Annotated in this window: 5 protein-coding genes and 1 pseudogene; all 6 read left to right on the top strand. The window is 65.8% G+C overall.

What is annotated here, in order from left to right; translation table 11 throughout:
* Positions 1-727, top strand: a 727-nt coding sequence (locus QOD90_RS03475; RefSeq protein WP_526346702.1) for a Rossmann-fold NAD(P)-binding domain-containing protein, incomplete at its 5' end; no start/stop codon positions are given.
* Entirely contained in the window at positions 724-1149 is a 426-nt protein-coding gene (locus QOD90_RS03470) for a nuclear transport factor 2-like protein (protein WP_526346700.1), read from the top strand. The genes QOD90_RS03475 and QOD90_RS03470, both read left to right, overlap by 4 nt.
* A 129-nt stretch (positions 1150-1278) precedes the next feature.
* The gene (locus QOD90_RS03465; RefSeq protein WP_526346698.1) at positions 1279-1905 is read left to right on the top strand and encodes an NADPH-dependent F420 reductase; all 627 of its coding nucleotides are present in this window, start codon (positions 1279-1281) and stop codon (positions 1903-1905) included.
* A gap of 39 nt (positions 1906-1944) precedes the next feature.
* A complete protein-coding gene (locus QOD90_RS03460; protein ID WP_526346696.1) occupies positions 1945-2841 on the top strand; it encodes a TIGR03619 family F420-dependent LLM class oxidoreductase in 897 nt (298 codons plus the stop codon).
* Positions 2842-3063: 222 nt separating this feature from the next.
* Positions 3064-4473 carry a DUF1254 domain-containing protein gene (locus QOD90_RS03455; protein ID WP_526346694.1) on the top strand — a complete coding sequence of 470 codons (1410 nt, stop codon included), beginning with the start codon at positions 3064-3066 and terminating at the stop codon, positions 4471-4473.
* A gap of 124 nt (positions 4474-4597) precedes the next feature.
* Positions 4598-4828: pseudogene (locus QOD90_RS03450) on the top strand (hypothetical protein); the annotation flags it as partial.

Below are 4828 nucleotides of genomic sequence, written 5' to 3'. Positions count from 1 at the left end.
GCACAGGCAAGACCTGCTTCCCTCCGGCGGGATGGACGCAGTGGCCGCCGCGGAGCTGCCGATCATGCTCGCCTACGGCGAGGCACTGGAAGGGACGGGCAAGCCGCTGGTCGCAGCGGGCAGTATCGGCTCGCCTGGAAACCTGGGCCGGCCGGCCACCGAGGACGACCCGGCCCTTCCCAGCGGGGAGGAGTTCAAGGGCACGCTGCGTGTTCGCAACGTCGTGGAACGGGCTGTCGTTGGCCTCGCCGAGCGGGGAGTGCGGTCTTCGATCGTGCGGCTTCCGCTCATCGCGCACGGCCCGACCGATAGTGCCGGCTTTCTCCCGGGGCTGATCGCGCTCTCGCGGGAGAAGGGCTTCGCCGGCTACCCCGGAGACGGCATGAATTCGTGGAACGCCGTACACATCCGCGATGTCGCCTCCGTGTTCCGCCTGGCGTTGGAGAAGGGTCCGGCCGGTAGATATTGGCACGCGGTTCAGGATGGGGGCATCCCGTTCCGCGAGATCGCCGAGGCCATTGGCAGCCGTCTGGATCTGCCCGCCGTGAGCGTTCCCGTGGATGCACTGATGCTGCCGGGATACTTCGGGATGTTCACGAATCTGGTCACGCTGGACCTCCCAGCGTCCAGCCTCATCACCCGCCAAACCGTGGGCTGGGAACCCTTTCAGCCCAACCTGTTCGCCGACTTGGACAACGGACACTACTTCCCGGTGGCGGGCGCATGACCACGTTCGCCCCGCACCGTGACACGTTGGAGTCCTTCGTCGACTGCATCCACGGTGGCGTCGACATCGACGTCCTCACCCGATTACTCGCCGAGGACGTGATGCTATACGGCCCGTTCGGCGATGACCCAGTCGTCGGCCGCGCCGCCGCCGTGGAGACCATCAAGAAAGTCAACGGACTGTCCTCAGACGACACCTACCTGGAGGTGCTCAGCGGCGAGACCCACCACGCCGCGCACTTCCGGCTGCAAGTCGGGGACGCCGCAGTCAACGGAATCTTCTTCGTCTTGCTCGACGCGGACGGCAAGATCGCCGAGGTATCCATCTTCTACCGCACGCTGCCGGCCGGCGTCGCACTGCAGCGCAACCTCGCCGAGGCAATCGGCATGCCGCCCTGGGAATTACGCACCGAAAGGGAGTAACGGCGAAACCCGGCTCTGCCAGTTCGGCTCCGCCCTTCTTCCACGCCGTTCGGTTGGTTGACAGGACAACCAACCGAGCTAAGGTGGAGGAGTCAACCTTTTGATTCACAAGCCAAGATTGGACACCACATGAGCATCATCAGCATCATCGGCACCGGTAACATGGCCCGCGCCATCGGGGCGCTGGCAGTAGCGGGCGGCAACACCGTCGAGGTGATCGGCCGCGATCAGGCCAAGGCCGCTGATCTGGCCGGGGCCCTCGGCGGCAGCGCCACGACGGGAGAGTTCGGCGCCGTGCCAGCCGGGGAGATCGTCATCGTGGCCCTGAGGTACGCCGATGTCGTTCCGGTCGTCGCCAAATACGGAAATGCTTTGGCGGACAAGGTCATCGTCGACATCAGCAACCCCTTCAATGCCGATGCCGACGGGCTCGCCATCCCCGACGACACCTCGGTCGCCCAAGAAGTCGCCAAGGCGGCCCCGGCCGGCGCCCACGTGGTGAAGGCATTCAACACCGTCTTCGGCCATGTCCTGGAGAAGGGTCGGACGCTGGATGTGTTCTTCGCTGGCGACGACGCGCAGGCCAAGGCGGGCGTGGCGGAATTCATCACGAGCCTCAAGCTGCGCCCGTTGGACGTCGGCGGCTTGAACATGGCGCACTGGCTGGAGGGCACGGGCCTGGTCCTGATGGGTCTCGCCCGTCACGGAGCGGGGAATTTCGACATCGCTCTCGGCGCCACGGATGTCGTCGCCTGAGCCGCACCCACCATCACCGAAGGACAGAGGAGCCGCGCGATGAAGCTTGGTTTCGCCATTCCCTCAGTCGGGCCCGCCGTCACCAGTGCCGTTGGCCTGAGCGCGTTCTGCCGCGGGCTGGAGGACCTTGGTTATGACACGCTGTGGGTCGCCGATCGACTGCTCACGCCGGTGAACATGCAGGCGACCTATCCGGGCAAGGAGCAGCCGTATCCGCCGCAGATGACCCGCAATCTCGATCCGGTGCTGCTGTGGACGGTCGCCGCGACGGCGACCAGCCGGGTGCGGCTGAACGCCAGCACGCTCAACACGTTCTACTACGAACCGACGCACCTGGCCCGGCAGCTGACAACGCTCGACGTGCTCAGCGACGGCCGCCTCGACGTTGGCGTGGGAGTCGGATGGATGAAGGACGAACTCGACATCGCCCGCGGCGCGGACTGGCGTCGGCGCGGGCGGATGCTCGATGACCTGCTGGCGTTCCTGCACCGGTGGTGGACGACCACCCCGGTGTCCTGGGACAGCGAATTCTTCTCCCTGCCGCCGGTCCACGCCGACCTGCGCCCGGTCCAGGCTGGCGGTCCGCCCATCTGGATCGGCGGTGCCAGCGAGGCCACCATGCGCCGGGTCGGCCGCATCGGCACCGGCTGGCTCGGGGTCGACGGGCTGCAGGACTCGTCGGACCACATGTGGTCGATTGCCCGCCGTGCGGCGCAAGACGCCGGCCGCGATCCGGACGCGCTGAAGACCGCCATGCGGATCAACCTCGAAGCGGGCACGTCCGTTGACTCGGTAGTCGACAGGCTCGAGCGCCTCGCCGGGTCCGGTGCCGATGAGGCGATCGTGGATGCCTTCGCACTGTTCCCCACCCTTGACCAGACGCTTGACTTCGCCGGCCAGGTAATCGCCCGATGGAGTGATCGTCGGAAAGCTTGACGGCAAGGTGGCTTAGTCAGATTATTTTGGTGTCACCCATGATCACCGTAATATGAAGTGCCGCAGCTTATTTCGCGTGCGTTCCAACGTCATTGATGAGCTTCAGGACGAGACCGGTCGCTTCCGGTGCTCGCCCGGTGGGCAACAGCACCAAAATCGGTCGAACCGTCAACTAGTGTTGCGTCGTCACCGCCGCAAGGCCGCGATCGAAAGGTGCCACCGATGCCACAGGCGTCACGGCCCACCGCACCGTCGCCGGGCTGGGGCGTTGCCCTCAGGTCGGGGCCGGCAGCGGGCACGAAGCTCACCGAGCAGTACGTCCAATTGGTCGCCAGGGATGCGTACTTCTGGGCGTGGCCGCTGGTCAACATGATCAACCGTCGATCATCCTTTGCCGGGGTGACCCAACCGGTGCGGGCGGGGCCCGTGCCGAGGGCGCCGCTGAACAACGTCGCGATGCTCACCGACTACATCGCACCCGAGCAACGTCTGGTCGCTTGCCCCAATCAGGACGTCGTCTACGGGGCGGGCTTTCTGGCACTCGACCAGTCGGCTGTGGTCCTTCAGGTACCGGACTTCGGCGACCGATTCTGGGTGTACCAGGTGGTCGACAGCCGGACGGATGGGTTCGCCCAACTGGGCGCGATGTACGGCACGACACCAGGCTTCTACCTGCTTGTCGGCCCGACGTGGGATGGCGACGTTCCGGCCGGAATCACCGAGGTATTCCGCTCCTCGACCAGCACCGGCAACGTCATCCCGCGTGTCTTTCTGAACGACGACGACGCCGACCGCGCTGCCATTCAGGATGTCCTGCAACGGATTGCGGCGTACCCGATTGCGGAGTTCGACGGCACCATGAAACGTACGGATTGGCGAACGCTGCCTGTCGTGCCCCTTCCCGACTCGGGGGAGCAAGAGACGCAAGCGGTTCCGCCGGAAACGTTCTTCGACGTGTTACCGCACGCGTTGGCCGACGCACCACCCCTTCCCGGGGAGGAGGCCCGTTACGCGCAGGTACTCGCCGTGCTCGAGGCGGCCGCCTCCGACCCCGCCATGCGTGCCGCGATGGACGTGGCCGCAGCCGAGTCGTATGAACAACTGGTTCGGCCGCTCTTCGAGTTTCGCAACTACGGGCTGCAGTTGCCCCATCACTGGAGCACGGTCGACAACTCAGCAGCCTTCGGAACCGACTACTTCACCCGCACGGCAGTGGCCAAATCGAACATCTTCGTCAACCAGGCGAAGGAGACGAAGTACTTCTACCAAGATCTCGACGTCGACGGAGTCCGACTCAACGGCGCCAACGGTTACACAGTCACCTTCCCGCCCGACGGCACTCCGCCCGTCGACGGCTTCTGGTCGCTGACGCTCTACAACGCGCACCATTTCTTTGCGACCAATGACATTGGCCGTTTCTCGTTGGGTACCAAGAACACTCATCTCCGGCGCGGCGCCGATGGGAGCCTTGCCCTTCACGTCCGAGCCGACCCGCCCGAGGACGAACTTCACGACAACTGGCTGCCCAGTCCGGCGGGCGCCGACTTCACCCTCTACATCCGTGCGTACTGGCCGAAAGCCGCCGTTCGGGACGGCCGCTGGACTCCGCCACCCGTCGTGCGCGTCGGGTAACGCTCAGCCACACTGCGACTCGATCGCAGATTGCGGGTAGTCGGGAACGGCCGCGATCACCCATTCGACGTTTTGGGCACCGATGAACATGACGTACTGCCGACTGCGCAAACTAGCGCCACTGATGGTTCACGGCGACGCCGTTCCTCCCGACGCAGTTCCTCCCGACGCAGTGCCTCCCGAAGTGGTCCCACCGCTGGGCGCGGTGCCGCTGGGTGCCGTGCCGGTGGGCGCGGTGCCGGTGGACACCGTTCCGCTAGGGGCGGTCGATGCGCTAGGAGCAGGCGCGGCCGAGGTGGAGGCTTCGGCCGAGGTGCTTGGCGCGGTGGTGGCGCTCGGCGTCGGCGGTGCGGTG

Origin of the sequence: Mycobacterium sp., from assembly GCF_032161845.1 — a bacterium.
GTDB lineage: Bacteria > Actinomycetota > Actinomycetes > Mycobacteriales > Mycobacteriaceae > Mycobacterium.
This window is presented reverse-complemented; position numbering and strand designations above follow the sequence as displayed.